A 15,615-nucleotide genomic window follows, 5' to 3' on the forward strand; every position below is an offset into this window, starting at 1 on the left:
TAGAACGCCGCCGCCATGGTCAAGCCACGTGTTTCACAGAGCACCGCCAAAGAACCCGCCGCCGGTCAGCCCACGGATGGTCCGCTGACCCAGGAAGAACTCCTCCTGGCCGGCAGAAACCACTCGATGCCGCTGGAAGCCTTGGCGCACGACATCACACCCGCGGGACTCCACTACCTGCTGATCCACTTCGACATCCCGCAGGTACCTGTTGACCAGTGGCGGTTGCGCCTGGGCGGGGCAGTTTCCCATTCTCTTGAGTTGAGCCTCGAAGACATCAAGGCACGCCCGTCCGTGACCATGCCCGTCACCCTGGAGTGCGCAGGAAACGGCCGGGCACTTCTGCAGCCCCGTCCGCTCAGCCAGCCTTGGCTTCAGGGCGCCGTGGGCACGGCGGAATGGACGGGAACGCCGCTGGCACCCCTGCTGGAGGAAGCCGGTTTGGCGAGTGACGCCGTCGAACTTGTTTTTACCGGTGCCGACAGCGGCATCCAGGGCGGCGCCGAAGAGCCGTACGCGCGAAGCCTGAGCATCGACGAAGCCATGCACCCCGAGGTCATGCTGGTGTATGCCATGAACGGGCAGCCGCTGCCCCCGCAGCATGGTTTTCCACTGCGGTTGCTGGTCCCGGGGTGGTACGGCATGGCGAGCGTGAAGTGGTTGACGTCCATCGAGGCCGTGACCTCGCGGTTCATGGGATTCCAACAGGCTGTGGCGTATCACTACCTGCAAGGTCCGGATGGGCCTGGCCTGCCCGTATCGCACATCCGCGTCCGGTCGCTCATGGTGCCCCCGGGAATCCCGGACTTCTTCACCCGCCGGCGTGTGGTTGAAGGCGGTCCCGTCATGCTGCACGGCAAGGCGTGGTCCGGCCACGGCGAAATCGAGCGGGTCGAGGTGGGGATCGACGGCGAGTGGATGCCCGCCCAACTTGACGATCCCTTGGGCGACTTCGCCTGGCGGTCCTGGTCCGTGGTGTGGGTGGCCACGCCAGGCGATCACGTAGTGCGGTGCAGGGCCATGGATTCGTCGGGCGCGCTGCAGTCCACTGAGCAGGTATGGAACTACCAGGGCATTGGGAACAACATGGCGCAGCGGGTTGAGGTGACGGTGCGGTAAAAGCCACGGCTAGACTCATCTGAATCATGAGTAGTTCTTCAAGCGTCCGCATCGACGCCTGGTTGTGGGCTGTCCGGGCCTACAAAACCAGGTCCCTCGCCACTGCCGCGTGCCGCGCCGGGCACATCCGCATCAATGGGAACCCTGTGAAGGCCTCGCAAACAGTGATCATCGGGGACACTGTTCGCATCCGCGAATCCGGCTGGGAACGCATCTACGAGGTCAGGCAGCTGATCGCGAAACGCGTCGGTGCCGAGGCCGCCTCCCACTGCTTCACCGACCACACTCCCCCGCGGCCCGTGATGCCCCAGCTTGGCCTCCCCCAGCGGGACCGCGGTGCTGGCCGGCCCACCAAGAAGGACCGGCGGGACATGGAGAAGCTGCGGGGGTAGCGCCCGGTTATCCACATGGGGCCGGTTCCCGCGTGCTTCTTGTGATTTCCCCTGCCTAGACTGGCGGACATCACGTCTCAGCAGTCCTTGGGGAGTCTGTCATGCCACGCCGTTTTCCTTCCTTTTCCGTGCCTTCCTACCTCCTGGCTGCCGCCGTGGCGGGAGCTCTGCTTCTGGCCGGCTGCTCATCCGGCGGCGCTCCCTCCGGCACAACCACGACGACGGCGACCCCCACCGTGAGTGCGCCGGCCAGTCCTTCGGAAAGCCCATCGCCCGTCGGCTCAACCGCGGGCGCGTACAAGCCTGCGGATGCAAAGGGCCGGGCCGAGAATGTGCCGGTGCCGGTGATGCCGGCGGCGGCCCGGGAGAACACGAAGGAGGGGTTGGAGGCGTTTATTCGGTATTGGTACGCGGTGAAGAGCTACGCGAACGAGACGGGAGACGTGCAGACTCTCAGGAGTCTGCACACATCAGAGTGCGGTGTCTGCACTCATCTGGTCGAGCTAACCCTTGAGAGCTACGAGTCGGGGCGTTGGATATCCGGCGGCAAGTTAAGTACCGGCGCATTTCTGATCGAAGGCGAATCCCTCGTCCCCCATTCTCACGCCCGAATTCAAGTGATGCAGGACGAAATTCACTACTACAACGCAAATGGAAGTGAAGGACGGCCTTCAGACCCGGCGACCAATGACGTTTTCCTGGTGATCGCAGCTTTCGAAGGGGAGTGGAAGGTGACGCAGTCCGGTGTCCTACGTTGAGCGGTATCGCCTTCTTACGAGCATTGCCGGGCTGGTTATCTTGTTACTGGTGTTACCGGCCACAGCAGTCGCGGGAGACAATCACGAAACTTGGGGCAGCCTCAACCAGTCGACAGGCAACGTCGACTTCGGGGCGATCTACAGGGTAGATCCTGTCACCGGCGCCTCGAAGTCCGCCCTTGGAGGACCCGGAACAGCCACCACCGAGGATCCGAATCAGTACATGGCCGATACTCATTGCCGGGCTGATGGTCCGGACACCGTGGACCCGGGCTGTTTGGCCCTGTCCTGCCCACCCCCGGCCACCGGAGGCGCGGAAGGCACCCCGGTGATCTGGAAACAAGCACCCAAAGCCATCACCAATCCCGGCTGGACCGACTGGATCCCCGTCAGCGGCCCCACCTGCCTCTACACCGAAGAACCCGCAGACGTCCTGGCCGAGATCGCCGCACGGATCCTCACCGACTTCCAACACCTGCCCATCAACCCCGGCACCGTGGAAATCCAACCCTTCCCCCACACCCTCATCGGCGCACCCACCAACACCTACACCACCGCCACAACCCAGACCTTCAACACCACCATCCTCGGCCAAAACGTCCACCTGACCGCCACCCCCACCAGTCACACCTACACCTACGGCGACGGCACCACCCTCGGACCCACCCCCGACCCCGGCGCCCCACTGCCCGAAAAACACTGGCTCCAAGACAAAACCCGCACCAGCCACACCTACACCACCACCGGGAACTACCCCATCACCGTGACCACCACCTTCACCGGAACCTACTCCGTCAACAACGGCCCACCCCTACCCATCAACGGCACCCTCAACCTCACCACCCCACCCAAAACCATCCACGCCTGGAAAACAGAACGAGCCCTCGTCGCCGACACCTGCGAAGAAAACCCCACCTCATGGGGCTGCCCCCAAAACCGATAGACGACCGCTGAACACTGGCGCAGCAGAGCACTGGTTTTCCACATAAACCTACTGATCGGTTCCACGGACGAATGACCGCACATACCGTGGTTCTGTGATACCTCCCTCCGTCAAAAGGACGCATCAGACCATCGGGCAGAGTGGCGTGTCAGCAGCTTCGGCAGATTCTCTGGACGTGGTTTCTCCCCCTGAGCAAGTTTTCCGTCAGGAACCTCAACAGGGCGACACTAACAAGACAAGATCCGCGCTTCGGCCCGGAAAACAGTGATTTAGGAGAACCAGGTGTCCGGCGGGCCCATGATCAGCAGGAAACTGAAGACGGCAGCGACGCCGGCCAGCACAACAACCACAGCAAGAATCGGATTACCGAGCACCCAGGCCTGCGCCTTTTCCAGGGCTCCCTGGGGCTTTTCGCCACCAGCAGCGAGCCGCCACCCGCCGTCGAGCATTCCACGGCGGTCCAGTGACTTCTCGACCGGAATGGTTGCGTACGGAATAACCGCGGACACAACCGCGAGGACACCAACCGGGGCAGACCATTTTTGGTTGATCCAGGTGAAGACGGCCGTGGCGGCGTAGCACAGGAAGACGAAGCCATGAATGCCGCCGGCGATGCTCACACCGATATCGGTGGTCCGGGTGACGTACTTAAGGAACAGCCCGATCAGCAGCAACGTCCAGGTCACGGCTTCGGCGAAGGCTACGGTACGGAACAGGGCGCGCGGCTGCATGGAAATCCTCGTCTGGGAATTGATTGTCACGTCCAAAGTTACCGTGGACGTGAAGGGTCGCTCATTTAACGGTGGGCAGCGACTGGGCGTTCCTGATGCGTGAATCACCAAATTCGAGGGGCAAGGGAGCGATTTCCACGGACGGTTCGTGGCGGGTCCGCGTTTTGCCGATGGCCACATGGGGAATCCAACGCGGCGAACGGTAACCCAAGGCCCGGGAGCTGAGGATGAAGTCGTCGATGTTGTCCAAGCCAAGTTGGTCCAGCAGCACATGGAGGCCTTGAACCAGAAGGGACTGATAATCGTGGACGGCCTGGGGCACTCCCACTTCCAAGGCAGCCACGCGTCCGCCGCCAAGAGAGACGAGCATGCTCGACTTGCCAAGGAACCCTTCCAGAACCGGCAGCGCATGAAGCCACGCCACGATTTCCGCCCTGACCTCTTCGGCCTTCGCCCTGCCGCTGGTCCAGGAAACGATGTCGCCTACCAGATCGTCCAGTATCCCTACATGGAGCAGCGTCATGTGGAGGCCTGCCGGTTTCCGAAGCGATTCGACGTACATTCCGAGCCTTTCGAAGTCCTCCGTCCCGCTTCCCACACGCAGAACCGGCACCTCCACCGTGATCCGGGACGCGTGAGCCGTACCTTCGACCGGGTCATGACCTGTCATGGTTGCATTATGCGCCGGGCTGCAGGGGTGCGTGAATGCGTGTTGGCGGGGAACTGGCAGGCTCATTCGATTGTCGTCGTACGGCGACAAATGCAAAAGTCGCCGTACGACGACAAAACAACCATCCGATCACAACAGGAGTTTCTCTTGAGAACAGTCCGCGAGGCTGGGCCACTGATCAGGGAGCTTCGCGAGGAGCAGGGCTGGACCCAAGCAGAGTTGGCCCGCCGCGCGTCTGTCTCACGAAGTTTCGTGATCGACGCCGAGGCCGGCAAGGCAACCGTGGAGGCATCGAAATTCATGGATCTGTTCCAGGCTCTGGGATTCGAAATTGCCATACGCGACGTCGGTACCGGCAACGTCCGGTGGTGAGCCCGAGCTAACGCGGCCTGCTGACCGTCTGGACACGAGCTGATTCCCAGCCGCTAACCCCCAAACCGTGAAGCAGTCCTTTCAGCGTTGACAGGGTCTTGTGACCCGTGCCATATTCGTAGCGTGAACCTGTCAGACAGCCGGACAGCCGGACAGCAAGGCGCGGATCAGAGCCGAGCGACGCCTACCCCCATCTCGCGCATCTCCGCAGCTGAGGCGGTCTTCGCGGCGCTGAGGAGGGCAATCGAGGGCGGCCAGTTCGACATCGGCACCAAGCTCAGCTCCGAAGCCACGCTCGCGGCGCAGTACGGCGTGAGCCGATCCGTCATCAGGGAAGCCCTCCGGTCCTGCAACACGCTGGGACTCACCACCACAAAAACGGGCAAGGGCACGTTCGTCGTGGCAAACAAGGTCGCTAATGACCTTACCTTGGGCCAGTACAGCGCCCGCGATCTTAACGAAGCCCGACCCCATATCGAGATCCCCGCCGCCGGTCTGGCCGCCCAGCGGCGAACCGAAGAAGAGCTGGAGCACCTCAAAGAGATCGTCCAGGAGATGCTCAACGAAACCGACCCCGAAGCCTGGGTGAACCTGGACGCAAGCTTCCATTCCGCCGTCGCGCGCGCCAGCGGCAACCGCGTCTTCGCGAGCGTCGTGCAGGACATCCGCGATGCCTTGGCCCACCAGTCCGAGACCCTCAACCTGGTGGCCGACCGCCAGCACCGCTCGGACGAGGAACACGTCGCCGTGCTCGAGGCGATCGAAGCCGGAGATGCCGACGCCGCCAGCAAAGCGATGGCCGACCACCTCCGGGCCGTCAGCGTGGCACTGGACACGATCCTCAGCAAATGAACCACCCAAAGGACAGCATGCCCGCAGCAACGGCACACCAGACCACGGCCCAGCAAGCGCCCCATCACCAGCACACACCTGCGTCAACGCCCAACCACGTCCCTCTGGTGGAGCAGACCCGCGACGGCCTGGTGGAAAGCATCCATTACGGCTCCCTGATCGCACTGAACGCAGACGGCAGCACAGCCCTGGCTGCCGGACAGCCGGAAGCGCCGATGTACCCACGGTCGAGCCTCAAGCCGCTGCAGGCCGTGGCGCTCCTGAAGGCAGGCCTGGACATCCCGGAAGAACTGCTGGCCCTGACCGCGGCCAGCCATTCGGGCGGCAGGATGCACCGCGATGGAGCCGCTGAAATCCTTCGCCTCTACGGCCTGACACCAGCGAATCTCGGCAACAGCACGGACCTCCCATACGGTGTGAAAGAGCGGGAAGAATGGCTCCGCGACGGCAACGGTCCCACGCAGCTGGCACAGAACTGCTCCGGCAAGCACGCCTCCATGACCGCCGTGTGTGTCATCAACGGCTGGCCGGTTGACAGCTACCTCCACCCGGAGCACCCGCTCCAGGTCCTGGTCCGGGACACCATCACGGACCTGACCGGCGAGGAAGCCGCCGCGGTCAGCACGGATGGTTGCGGCACGCCGCTTTTCGCACACTCGCTGCACGGCATGGCCCGGGCGTATGGCCGGCTGGCTGCGGCGGATGAAAGCACCACCGAGGGCAAGGTTGCCCACGCCATGCGCCGCTACCCGGAGATGGTGGCCGGCGAGGGCCGCGATGTCACCGCTCTCATGCGGGCCGTACCGGGGCTGCTGGCGAAGGACGGCTTCGAGGGCCTCCAGCTGGTGGGCCTGCCGGACGGCCGTGGCGTTGCCGTCAAAATTTCCGACGGCGGGGACCGCGCGCGCATGCCGGTCACCGTTGAGGTGCTTCGCCGGTTGGGGCTCGACGGCGGCACTTTGGACCCGCTTCAGAGCCCACCCGTGCTGGGCGGCGGCCTTCCGGTCGGCGAACTGCGTGCGGCCCGGATTTTCACCACGAACTAAAGGACAGCTATGACCACCGTCGATCAGGCGATCTCCGTCCGTTCAGAACACGACCTCCTGGGAGACCGCGATGTTCCCGCGGACGCGTACTGGGGTGTTCACACGCTCAGGGCAATCGAAAACTTCCCCATTACTGGGCAGCCTCTTTCCACCAACAAGCACCTGGTGAGGGGCCTGGCAGCGGTGAAGCAGGCAGCCGCACGCACCAATCATAAGCTCGGACTCCTGGACGCGGAACGGGCCGATGCCATTGAGCGGGCCTGCCAGGACATCCTGGACGGCAAACTCCAGGACCAGTTCATGGTGGATGTGATCCAGGGCGGCGCGGGCACCAGCTCCAACATGAACGCCAACGAGGTCATCGCCAACCGCGCGCTGGAAATCCTTGGCCACCCCAAGGGCGACTACTCCAAGCTGCACCCGAACGACCACGTCAACCTGAGCCAGTCCACCAACGACGTCTACCCGACAGCGGTGAACCTGGCCACGATCTTCTCCGTCAAGGAACTCCTTGAAGCCCTGGAAGAACTCGAAGTAGCCTTCGCTGAGAAGGGCCGCGAGTTCCGCACCGTGGTGAAGATGGGCCGCACCCAACTCCAGGACGCCGTCCCCATGACCCTTGGCCAGGAATTCGGTGGCTACGCCGTCACCATCGGCGAGGACCGGGCTCGCCTGGACGAATCGCACATGCTCATCCACGAGATCAACCTCGGAGCCACCGCGATCGGCACCGGCCTGAATGCGCCGTCAGGCTATGCGGAGGCCGCCTGCCGCCACTTGGCCGACGTCACGGGTCTGCCGCTTATCACGGCTGCCGACCTGATTGAGGCCACCCAGGACGTTGGGGCGTTCGTGCACTTGTCCGGTGTCCTGAAGCGCGTGGCCGTGAAGCTTTCCAAGATTTGCAACGACCTCCGCCTGCTGTCCTCCGGGCCGCGCGCGGGATTGGGTGAGATCAACCTGCCGGCAGTACAGTCCGGCTCGTCGATCATGCCCGGCAAGATCAATCCGGTGATCCCGGAAGTGGTCAGCCAGGTGGCTTATGAAGTCATCGGCAACGATGTCACCGTCACCATGGCCGCGGAGGCAGGCCAGCTTCAGCTCAATGCCTTCGAACCGATCATTGTGCACAGCCTGCACAAGAGCATCTCCCACCTGGAAGCGGCGTGCCGAACCCTTACGGCACGCTGCGTCCGGGGAATCACAGCTAATACCGAGCGGCTACGGCTTACCGTGGAGCAGTCGATCGGTCTCGTCACGGCATTGAACCCCCATATCGGTTATGCCTCAGCCACTGCCATCGCCCAGGAAGCGCTGGCCAGCGGCAAGGGTGTTGCGGAACTCGTCCTGGAGCACGGTCTGTTGACCGCAGCCCAGCTGGAAGAACTGCTCAGCCCGGAACGTCTGGCAAACCTCAGCAAGTAGGCCGCCAAGGCCAGATTCCCAGCGCGGCTCGTGTGAGCCGTGTCGCCTGCAAGGCAAACACCCAAAGAGGCCCTGTCCTGCGTGCCCGGACCCCGACCGCCGGCACACAGGACACCCCAACAGGACACCCCTAAGGATTCCCATGACCAACCAACCCATCACGGACCACACGGTTCCGGCCCAAGCGCACGCCAGCGAGAAAGCCCTCCACACGGAGGACAAGGGCTACCACAAGGACCTGAAACCCCGTCAGATCCAGATGATCGCCATCGGCGGCGCCATCGGCACGGGCTTGTTCCTTGGCGCCGGCGGCCGGCTCAACGCGGCGGGCCCTTCGCTGGTCATCGCCTACGCCGTCTGCGGCTTCTTCGCGTTCCTGATCCTGCGTGCGCTGGGCGAGCTGGTACTGCACCGCCCGTCGTCGGGTTCTTTCGTCTCCTACGCCCGTGAGTTCTTCGGCGAGAAGGCAGCATTCGTGTCCGGCTGGTTCTACTGGATCAACTGGGCCACCACAACGATCGTTGACATCACGGCGGCTGCTCTCTACATGAACTTTTTCGGCAAGTATGTCCCTTGGATGGGCGCGGTCCCGCAGTGGGCCTGGGCGCTGATCGCCCTGGTGGTGGTCCTGAGCCTGAACCTCGTTTCGGTGAAGGTCTTCGGTGAACTCGAGTTCTGGTTCGCCCTGATCAAGGTCGCCGCCCTGGTGGCATTCCTGCTGGTGGGCACCTACTTCGTCATCTTCGGCACCCCCGTGGACGGCCAGGAAGTCGGCTTCAGCCTGATCACCGACAACGGCGGCATCTTCCCGAACGGCCTGCTGCCCATGATCATCCTGATGCAGGGTGTGTTGTTCGCCTACGCCTCGATCGAGCTCGTGGGTACCGCCGCCGGCGAGACCGCGAACCCGGAGAAGATCATGCCCAAGGCCATCAACTCCGTGGTCTTCCGTATCGCGGTCTTCTACGTTGGCTCCGTCATCCTGCTGGCCTTGCTCCTGCCGTACACCTCCTACGAAAAGGGCGTCAGCCCGTTCGTGACCTTCTTCGGTTCCATCGGCGTCCAGGGCGTGGACGTCATCATGAACCTGGTGGTCCTCACCGCCGCACTGTCCTCCCTGAACGCCGGCCTGTACTCCACCGGCCGCATCCTCCGCTCCATGTCCGTGGCCGGTTCCGCCCCCAAGTTCGCCCAGCGCATGAACAAGGCCGGTGTTCCCTATGGTGGTATCGCGATCACGGCAGGAGTCTCCCTTCTGGGTGTCCCGCTGAACTACCTCGTCCCCGCCCAGGCTTTCGAGATCGTGCTGAACGTCGCTTCCGTGGGCATCATCGTCACGTGGGCCACGATCGTCCTGTGCCAGATGCAGTTGAAGCGCTGGGCGGACAAGGGCTGGCTGAAGCGGCCGTCGTTCCGGATGTTCGGCGCCCCTTACACGGGCTATCTCTCCCTGCTGTTCCTGGTGGGCGTGCTGGTGATGGTCTTCATTGACTCCCCGCTGACCATGCTGGTTACCGCCATTGCGTGCGTGCTGATGGTGGTTGGCTGGTTCATGTGCCGCAAGCAGATCCACGAGATTGCTGCAGCCCGTGACGGCTACACCGGCAGTGCGCCCGTGGTTGCCAACCGCCCCCTGCGCGGCGGCGACTCGTAACACTACCCGTTAGCGCCCGACGGCGGCACCCGGGTTCCGTACCAGCGGAACGCGGGTGCCGCCGTCGTTGGTTAACGCCCCCAACTAGGTCGCATTTGTGCGCGTTTTGACGGCTCATAACGCGCACTAATGCGACCCAGTTGGGTGAGGACGCGGCGAACCCAGACATCCGATCATTGGTGATTAGTATTGGTCCATGGCTGTCACAGATGAGGCGATCGGCAAGATCAAGGACATGCTGATCCGCGGGGAACTCAAAGCCGGCGACAGGCTCCCGCCGGAGAAGGAGCTGAGCGAACGGCTCGGGCTGTCCCGCAGTTCGCTCCGGGAAGCCGTCAAAGCACTGGAACTCATCCGTGTCCTGGATGTCCGGCGCGGCGATGGAACGTACGTGACCAGCCTCGATGCCAAGCTGCTGAACGAGGCCGTGGCGTTCGTGGTCGACCTGCACCAGGACCGGTCCATCCTTGAACTCTTTGAGGTCCGACGAATCCTGGAACCGGCCACCGCCCATCTGGCCGCCGGCAAGATCACGCCTGAAGCCATCGACAAACTGCGGGGCACGATGGACGGCATTGACGAGAACACCCCCGTGGAAGAGCTCGTGGCACACGACCTCGAGTTCCACAGCATCATCACCGACGCCGCGGGAAACGACTACCTGGGAAGCCTGCTGGAAGCCCTGTCCAGCAGCACCGTGCGGGCAAGGATCTGGCGCGGCCTCACGCAGGAAAAGGCCGTGGCGCACACATTGTCCGAGCACCGCGCCATCGCCGACGCCCTGGAACGGGGAGATGCGGAGCTCGTCAGAGCCTTGGTGACCGTGCACATCAGCGGCGTGGAGAGCTGGCTTCGGCAGGCCCTCTAGCCCTTTGCGGTCAACCCGTACACGCGGGTCGCTGTTCCTTCCAGCACGGCGTCCTGCTCGGCGGGGCTGAGCGTGGCAACGAGTTCCAGCAACACATCCACGGTCCGCCCGTACGGTGCCCCGAGGGTGCTCACCGGCCAGTCGCTTCCCAGCATGAGGCGCTCCGGCCCAAAGGCATCGACCGCGAGGGAAAAGACCTCCCGCAACGAATCCGCCGAGTAGTCAACCCCGGAGACGTGCAGTCCGGACAGTTTGGCCACGGCATTCTCCTGCCGGGCCAAAGACGCGATGCCGGTCCGCCACACGTCCATCCCCGAAGGATCAGCGAGCGGCGGCTTGCCCAGGTGGTCCAGGACAACGGTCAGCTCGGGCAGTTCGCGGACAAGCCGGATGGTGGCGCCCAGATGCCGGGGAAAGGCGTCGGGAACGTCGAACACCAGCCCGCGGCGCGCCACGAACGCCAAGGATTCCCGGACAGCGGGCAGCTCCAGGAAATCATCCCGCGGGTCATCGTGGACCAAATGCCGCACGCCACGGAACAGCGGGTTCGCGGCGAACCGGTCCAGCTGGCCGGCAGCCTCAAACGGCGCATCAAGCCGCACCCAGCCCACCACTCCCAGCACCCACGGTTGCCGCGCGGCCACGGCAAGCATGCTCTCTGTGTCGGCCATGGTGTCGTCAGCCTGGACCAGCACCGCGCCGCGCATCCCGGCAGCCTCAAGGACTTCCCGCGCCTCGTCCTCCTGGAAGCTACGGAACAGCGGACCGTGCTGCGGGCCAAGCCACGCGTAGGGACGGACACCGCCGGTAACGAAGGTTTCCAGGCTCCACAAATGCAGATGCGCGTCAATCACGCCCGGCGGCCTCCAGCGCGGCCCACAGCTCCTCCGGCACGGACTCCGCCATGCGGGCCGCATTGGCGGCTACCTGTTCAGGAGCACTGGCGCCGACAGTCACGTTGACCACGGCGGGGTGCCGCAACGGAAACTGGAGGGCCGCCGTCGGAAGTTCCACGCCAAAGTCCCGGCAGACGGCCGCGAGCGCCCTTGCGCGTTCGACGACGGCCGGCGGGGCTTGTTCATAGTTGTAGTGAGCGTCGTCCGGGACGTCCGGCCGGGCCAGCAGCCCGGAGTTATAGACGCCAACATTTACGACGCCGGTGCGGCGCTCCAGACATCGTTCGAGCAAGGGGACGCTGGGCTGCTCCAGCAGGGTGTACCGTCCGGCGAGCATGACGAGGTCGAGATCGGCGGCTTCGACGGATTCGAGGGCGGCTTCGGCCGAGTTAAGGCCTACGCCAATGGCTTTGACAATGCCCTCGGCGCGCAGCTTCTCCAGGGCCGGTAGTCCCTGCGAGATTCCCGCCTGGAGGTCATGGACGTCAGCGTCGTGGAGATAGGCGATGTCTACATGGTCAAGGCCCAGCCGCTCCAGGGAGTCTTCCAGGCTCCGCCGGATGCCGGCCTCCGAAAAATCCCAAACGCGTTCCTTGTCCGCGGGAACGTCGAAGCCCTCGGGGTCCCGGCCACCGCGCGAGGACGGTTCCAGGAGGCGGCCCACTTTGGTGGAAATGACGAAGTCGTCGCGGGGCTTGTCCCGGAGTACTGCACCAAGGCGTTGTTCAGACAGGCCCAGGCCGTAATGCGGTGCCGTATCGAAGTAGCGGATGCCCGCGTCCCATGCAGCGAGGACCGTGGCAAGCGCCTCCCCGTCCGGCATGGCCCGGTAAAGGTTTCCGATACCGGCCCCGCCGAAGCCAAGCTTGCCAAGTTTGCCCGGCCCCCACGCCTTGCCCGGATCAGGTGAAGTCATGGCAATTCCCATACCTTTTGGATACCCGAATCGTTGCCGGAGTAATCGTCCTGGACCTCAAGTAGTTCGGCCATCCGTGCTTGCCAGGGCACGTTGGCCGGATGGTCGGCGAGCGCCCGGCGCATGGCCTGGTAGTCGTCCACGTCCACCACGTGGAAGAGGTCCTGGCCGCTGCGCCAAATCCGCCAGTTACGAACGCCGGCTTCCTTCAGGGCGGCCACAAGTTCCGGCGGGATGTTCGCATGCGCCTCCGCGTAGGCAGCCTCGACGCCTGGCTTGAGCCGGGTGTGGAGTGCGATCGACTCAGCCATGTGCGGCCTCCGGTTTCAGGAAAAGTTCCAGCACCGGCACGGCGACGTCGGGTCGCTGCACGGGAAGCTTGATGGTCAGGGTTCCCGGAGGCTGGCCGCCGGGTGTCATGTTCATGGCCTGCTGTCCCGGATCCACTTCGCGAAGGAAGACCTCCGAGGCATCGTTAAGGAGTTGGGCGTATTCCACTTTGCCGGCCAGCTCCGGAAGGTGAACGTACTCGAAAGGCCACGCAAAGAGGTGAACATACAGCCGGTCTCCGCACTGGGTGTAGCGGGCATCAGGTGGCGCCGTAAACCGGGATGGACCGGTGCCGTAGATGGAGCGGGCATGCAGCCTCATCCACTCCCCGATCCCCTCCAAGGATGCGAGCGCGCGAGGATCAATGTTTCCCCGTCCCGTGGGCCCGACGTTGAGCAGCAGGTTCCCGCCCTTCGACACTCCGTCCACAAGCATGCGGATGAGCAGGTCGACGGACTTGTAGTCCAGGTTGTCCCTGTCATAGCCCCAACTGCCGTTCAGGGTCTGGCAGGCTTCCCAGGTGACCGGGACGCCGTCGAGCATCATGGGAGCGGCCGGCTGGTACTGTTCCGGCGTGACAAAGTCACCCGGGATATCCAGCCGGTCATTGACCACAATCCCCGGCTGAAGTTCCCGGACCATGGCCAGCAGCGCCTCCGAGTCCCAGTCTTTCCGGCCCTTGCCGTCCCGGAAGTCGCCGTGGTCGGCGTAAGAGAAGTCGAAGAACAGGTAGTCGATGGTGCCGTAATTGCTCAGGAGCTCACGCACCTGGCCGTGCAGGTACTCGCGGTAGCGGGCCATGTCGCGGCCGCTGTTGAGGCGTTCGACGTCGGCGGAGTTGCGTTGGGGGTGGACGCCGTCGATGGTGAAATCCGGATGGTGCCAGTCGATCAGCGAGTGGTAGAAGCCCACCTTGAGCCCCTCCGCCCGCAGGGCTTCGACGTAGGGCCCGATCAGGTCCCGGCCCGCAGGGGTGTTGGGGGCTTTGTAGTCCGTCAAGCCCGAGTCCCACAGGCAGAAACCATCGTGGTGCTTGGTGGTGAGGACCACGTACTTCATCCCGGCATTGCGGGCAGCGCGTGCCCATTCGTGCGGATCGTAAAGATCGGGATCGAAGCGGCGGAAGTACTGTTCGTAGTCCTTCACAGTGATCTCTTCCCGATTCATCACCCACTCGTGGCGGGCGGGGAGCGCGTAGATGCCCCAGTGCACAAACATGCCGAAACGGGCTTCTTCGAACCAGGGTGCGTGCTTGATCAATGCTTGTCCTTCCAGACGGGACCGTCGGGGAAGCTGTACTCAGCCAGTGTTTCACGAAGCATTTCGGTGCCGGCTCCAGGCGACGACGGCGGCCAGTAAACACCTGCATGCACGTCCACCGGATCAACGAAATGTTGGTGCAGATGGTCGACGAACTCGATCATCCGGTCTTCCTTGCTTCCGGACACGGCGACGTAGTCGAACATGGACAGGTGCTGCACAGCCTCGCAGAGACCGACTCCACCGGCGTGCGGGCACACCCGGACGCCGAACTTGGCCGCGAGCAGCAGGATGGCGATGTTCTCGTTGACTCCGGCCACGCGGGCAGCGTCAATCTGCAGCACATCCAAGGCACGTGCTTGGAGCATCTGCTTGAAGACCACCCGGTTCTGGACGTGTTCTCCCGTGGCCACGGGGATGGGCGCAACCCCGCGGGCGATGGCGGCATGCCCCAGGATGTCGTCCGGGCTGGTGGGTTCCTCGATCCACGCGATGTCATATGGGGCCAGATGCGCCATCCAGTCAATGGCCTGCTGCACGTCCCAGCGCTGGTTGGCGTCCACGGCGATCCGGATGTCCGGCCCCACCGCAGCCCGGGCTGCCCGCACCCGCCGGATGTCGTCCTTCAGGGAAGCCCCGACCTTCAGCTTGATCTGGGTGAATCCGTCGGCCACGGCTTCCTTGGCCAGCCGCGAAAGTTTTTGGTCGCTGTATCCCAGCCAGCCCGGCGTCGTGGTGTACGCGGCGTAACCCTCGGCGCGAAGTACGGCTTTGCGCGCTTCCCTCCCGGGTTCGGCAGCACGGAGCATTCTCAGCGCCTCCTCGGGAGTAAGGGCATCGCTGAGATACCGGAAGTCCACCAGGGAAACGAGTTCTTCCGGACTCATCCCGCTCAACAGCTCCCACAGCGGCAGCCCGGCCCGTTTTGCCTTCAGGTCCCAGAGGGCGTTGACCACGGCACCGATCGCCATGTGCATGACGCCCTTCTCGGGTCCCAGCCAGCGCAACTGGGAATCGTGGGCCAGCAGCTTCCACGCAGCACCCATGTCGCCGAGGAGTTCCTCAACGTTTCGGCCGAGCAAATGGTCCTTTAGGGCGCTGATCGCTGCAGTCTCGACGTCGTTGCCGCGGCCGATGGTGAACACGAACCCGTGACCCTCAAAGTAGTCGCCGGCGTCGGTGCGGATGACCAGGTAGGCGGCCGAATAGTCGGGGTCCGGGTTCATGGCATCCGAGCCGTCGAGTTCAAGGGAGGTGGGAAAGCGGATATCGAAAGTATCCACAGCGGTAACGGTGCTCATGCGGCTCCTGCGCGTCGACGGGCTTCACGAATTGCCACGAGCCTAAACATCCGATGTCTGCCTTGTCAACGGGTCACATTTC

Annotated in this window: 17 protein-coding genes; 10 read left to right on the top strand and 7 right to left on the bottom strand. The window is 63.8% G+C overall.

All coding sequences use genetic code 11. The features are described from left to right. Positions 1-15 precede the first annotated feature (15 nt). From ACUYMZ_RS19075 to ACUYMZ_RS19090, 4 genes are all read left to right on the top strand, one after another. Positions 16-1,119 carry a sulfite oxidase gene (locus ACUYMZ_RS19075; RefSeq protein ID WP_481605296.1) on the top strand — a complete coding sequence of 368 codons (1,104 nt, stop codon included), beginning with the start codon at positions 16-18 and terminating at the stop codon, positions 1,117-1,119. Between the two features lie 26 nt (positions 1,120-1,145). Next, a complete protein-coding gene (locus tag ACUYMZ_RS19080) occupies positions 1,146-1,511 on the top strand; it encodes an RNA-binding S4 domain-containing protein (protein ID WP_426004520.1) in 366 nt (121 codons plus the stop codon). Positions 1,512-1,612: 101 nt separating this feature from the next. Continuing rightward, entirely contained in the window at positions 1,613-2,269 is a 657-nt protein-coding gene (locus ACUYMZ_RS19085; RefSeq protein WP_481605298.1) for a DUF6318 family protein, read from the top strand. A 49-nt stretch (positions 2,270-2,318) separates the two neighbouring features. Then, a complete protein-coding gene (locus tag ACUYMZ_RS19090; protein ID WP_481605300.1) occupies positions 2,319-3,212 on the top strand; it encodes a hypothetical protein in 894 nt (297 codons plus the stop codon). A gap of 269 nt (positions 3,213-3,481) precedes the next feature. Here ACUYMZ_RS19090 and ACUYMZ_RS19095 read toward each other — a convergent pair whose 3' ends face one another. Together ACUYMZ_RS19095 and ACUYMZ_RS19100 are read right to left on the bottom strand one after the other, a co-directional pair. Continuing rightward, positions 3,482-3,943 (bottom strand): DUF3817 domain-containing protein, encoded by a 462-nt coding sequence (locus ACUYMZ_RS19095; RefSeq protein WP_481605930.1) that lies wholly within the window; start codon positions 3,941-3,943, stop codon positions 3,482-3,484. A 61-nt stretch (positions 3,944-4,004) separates the two neighbouring features. Beyond that, on the bottom strand, positions 4,005-4,613 hold the full coding sequence (locus tag ACUYMZ_RS19100) for a hypothetical protein (protein WP_426004525.1): 609 nt from the start codon (positions 4,611-4,613) through the stop codon (positions 4,005-4,007). Positions 4,614-4,760: 147 nt separating this feature from the next. On the opposite strand from ACUYMZ_RS19100, the gene ACUYMZ_RS19105 reads away from it, so the two are divergent. The 6 genes from ACUYMZ_RS19105 (at position 4,761) to ACUYMZ_RS19130 (ending at position 10,830) form a co-directional block, all read left to right on the top strand. Further along, the gene (locus tag ACUYMZ_RS19105) at positions 4,761-4,985 is read left to right on the top strand and encodes a helix-turn-helix domain-containing protein (RefSeq protein ID WP_426004526.1); all 225 of its coding nucleotides are present in this window, start codon (positions 4,761-4,763) and stop codon (positions 4,983-4,985) included. A 123-nt stretch (positions 4,986-5,108) separates the two neighbouring features. Further along, positions 5,109-5,837, top strand: a complete 729-nt coding sequence (locus ACUYMZ_RS19110) for a FadR/GntR family transcriptional regulator (protein ID WP_426004527.1) — start codon at positions 5,109-5,111, stop codon at positions 5,835-5,837. Next, entirely contained in the window at positions 5,834-6,883 is a 1,050-nt protein-coding gene (locus tag ACUYMZ_RS19115; protein ID WP_481605303.1) for an asparaginase, read from the top strand. Before ACUYMZ_RS19110 ends, ACUYMZ_RS19115 begins: the two co-directional genes overlap by 4 nt. Before the next feature lie 9 nt (positions 6,884-6,892). Next, positions 6,893-8,308 (top strand): aspartate ammonia-lyase, encoded by a 1,416-nt coding sequence (gene aspA / locus ACUYMZ_RS19120; protein ID WP_481605305.1) that lies wholly within the window; start codon positions 6,893-6,895, stop codon positions 8,306-8,308. Positions 8,309-8,450: 142 nt separating this feature from the next. Then, entirely contained in the window at positions 8,451-9,962 is a 1,512-nt protein-coding gene (locus ACUYMZ_RS19125; protein WP_426004532.1) for an amino acid permease, read from the top strand. 196 nt (positions 9,963-10,158) lie between these two features. Then, positions 10,159-10,830 carry a FadR/GntR family transcriptional regulator gene (locus tag ACUYMZ_RS19130; RefSeq protein WP_426004533.1) on the top strand — a complete coding sequence of 224 codons (672 nt, stop codon included), beginning with the start codon at positions 10,159-10,161 and terminating at the stop codon, positions 10,828-10,830. Here the strand turns inward: ACUYMZ_RS19130 and ACUYMZ_RS19135 are convergent. The 5 genes from ACUYMZ_RS19135 to ACUYMZ_RS19155 are packed head-to-tail and all read right to left on the bottom strand — an operon-like array spanning position 10,827 to position 15,533. Further along, the gene (locus tag ACUYMZ_RS19135; protein ID WP_481605307.1) at positions 10,827-11,684 is read right to left on the bottom strand and encodes an amidohydrolase family protein; all 858 of its coding nucleotides are present in this window, start codon (positions 11,682-11,684) and stop codon (positions 10,827-10,829) included. The two genes, ACUYMZ_RS19130 and ACUYMZ_RS19135, sit on opposite strands and share 4 nt — an antisense overlap. Next, on the bottom strand, positions 11,677-12,642 hold the full coding sequence (locus ACUYMZ_RS19140; RefSeq protein WP_481605309.1) for an aldo/keto reductase: 966 nt from the start codon (positions 12,640-12,642) through the stop codon (positions 11,677-11,679). The genes ACUYMZ_RS19135 and ACUYMZ_RS19140 overlap by 8 nt, the downstream gene beginning before the upstream one ends. Beyond that, the gene (locus tag ACUYMZ_RS19145; protein WP_426004536.1) at positions 12,639-12,953 is read right to left on the bottom strand and encodes an L-rhamnose mutarotase; all 315 of its coding nucleotides are present in this window, start codon (positions 12,951-12,953) and stop codon (positions 12,639-12,641) included. The genes ACUYMZ_RS19140 and ACUYMZ_RS19145 overlap by 4 nt, the downstream gene beginning before the upstream one ends. Then, on the bottom strand, positions 12,946-14,232 hold the full coding sequence (locus ACUYMZ_RS19150; RefSeq protein ID WP_481605311.1) for an alpha-L-fucosidase: 1,287 nt from the start codon (positions 14,230-14,232) through the stop codon (positions 12,946-12,948). Before ACUYMZ_RS19150 ends, ACUYMZ_RS19145 begins: the two co-directional genes overlap by 8 nt. Next, complete coding sequence (locus ACUYMZ_RS19155; RefSeq protein ID WP_481605313.1) at positions 14,229-15,533, bottom strand: L-fuconate dehydratase; 1,305 nt, start codon at positions 15,531-15,533, stop codon at positions 14,229-14,231. The genes ACUYMZ_RS19150 and ACUYMZ_RS19155 overlap by 4 nt, the downstream gene beginning before the upstream one ends. Positions 15,534-15,615 lie beyond the last annotated feature (82 nt).

This window comes from Arthrobacter sp. T572, assembly GCF_056780115.1.